Source organism: Microbacterium sp. ISL-103 (genome assembly GCF_018613995.1).
Classification (GTDB): domain Bacteria; phylum Actinomycetota; class Actinomycetes; order Actinomycetales; family Microbacteriaceae; genus Microbacterium.
The window spans coordinates 2,467-4,354 of sequence record NZ_JAGGPD010000628.1 but is presented as its reverse complement, the minus strand read 5'-3'; the positions used below and the strand labels follow the sequence as shown (position 1 = coordinate 4,354).

Genomic DNA, 1,888 nt, shown 5'->3' with positions numbered 1-1,888 from the left:
CGGGCGCCGGTATCTGGATACGCTGGCCGCGTGCGTGCGCCCAAGAGCGGAATCCTGGCCGGAGCCATCATCCTCGTCGCTGCGCTCGTCAGCGCCGTTCCGGCTGCGGCGGCCACGACGACGGCCTGGGCCACGTGGCAGCCGCTGACCGGAACGAGCGGGGCGTACACGACGACCGTGCAGGTCGCGGCGCAGCCGACGGTCACCGCGACCATGACGAGCGATTCCCGCTCGGGTCAGGTCGGCGTGATCTCGGGGGCGACGAACTGGCTCTCCCAGGGCACACCCGTCGGCGCCAAGTACGGCACGAGCATCAACCAGCAGTACCTGAACCTGCGCCCGAAAGTCGACAACGCCACCAGCCCGTCGACGACCACCTATTCGTTCGCGACGCCCACCCCGGCATCCGGCTGGACCTTCGTGCTCGGCGACATCGACGCCGACGCCGTGCGGATCCAGGCGATCGGCGCCGACGGCCAGGCGCTGACCGCCGAAGAGCTCGGTTTCAACGGCGGGTTCAACTACTGCGCCCCCGGCGTCGCCGGCAAGCCCTCGTGCACGGGGGTCGCCACCGATGTGCCCGCGTGGGACGCCACGACCCTCACGCTCACCGGCAACGCGGCTGCGGCCGACACCAGCGGGTCCGCCGCCTGGTTCGAGCCGAGCGTGCCGATCAGCTCGCTCTCCTTCTTCTTCACCCGTCGTGCCGGATTCCCCGTGTACCAGACGTGGTTCGCGTCGATCGCTCGAGACATCACCGGCACGGTCGTCGATCAGGCCGACGGCCCCCTCGAGGGCGTCGAGCTCTCGCTGAGGGATGCCAACGGCACGGTCGTCGGCACGACCACCACCACCGCCGACGGCGCGTACTCGTTCCCCGGTTTCGTCGCGACCGACGGATACACCGTGCGCGTCGCCTCGCCCGACGGCAAGATCGCCGTCGGCGCGACCTCGCAGGCCGTGGATCTCACGGAGGCAGATGCGGTCGCCGACTTCGAGGTGCGCGACATCGTTCCGGTGGCCGTCTCGGGCCGAGTGGTCGACGATGCAGGAGACCCGATCGCCGGAGTCACGGTGTCGGTCGACGGCACGCAGACGACGACGACCGATGCCGACGGCGGCTACCTGTTCGACGAGGTCGCCGTAGGACCCCACACCGTGGTCGTCACACCGCCTCCGGGGTACAGCACCACGGATCCGACCGAACCGCTCGTGGTTCGGGCCGACAGCGAGGTGCCCATCGCGCTCGACGACTTCGTGCTGGTCGAGAATCCCGACCTGTCGGGCGCGGTGCGCGTGGACGGCACCGGAGTCGCGGGTGTCACCGTCACCGCATCCGACGGCGATGACACCGTCACCGCGGTGACCGATTCGAACGGCGCCTACCGGTTCCCGCGTCTGCCCCTCGGTGACTACGAGATCACCATGACCACGCCCGAGGGCTACACCGCCGCCGGTGCCACGACGCGCACCGAGACGGTCGGTGCGACGGATGTGACCGGGATCGACTTCGAGCTGGCGCGATACGGCGCCCTCGCCGGAGCGGTGCGCACCGACGACGGAGCGCCTGTCGGCGGAGTGGTCATCACCGTCGGCACGGACGAGGGCTCGCAGCAGCTGACGACGGATGCCGACGGCACCTACGGACTCGGCGAGCTGTCGCCGGGAACCTACTCGCTGACCATCACCCCGCCGTCGGGCGGCACGGTGGTCGGCCCCGCGACGCTCACGGTCGAGGTGACCGCTGCCGGCGAGACCTTCGTCGATCAGGACTTCACGCTCGCGGCTGTCGTCGTGCCCCCGGTCGATCCGCCCATCGAAAACCCTGACGACCCGAGCGACCCGAGCGACCCTTCGACACCGCCGAACACGGGTGGCGGACAGCTGC

At 70.3% G+C, this 1,888-nt stretch carries 1 protein-coding gene; it reads left to right on the top strand.

Annotation, left to right across the window (positions count from 1 at the left end):
- Window positions 1-30: 30 nt before the first annotated feature.
- On the top strand, window positions 31-1,888 hold a 1,858-nt coding region (locus tag J7E68_RS18860), incomplete at its 3' end, for a carboxypeptidase regulatory-like domain-containing protein (protein WP_215175079.1).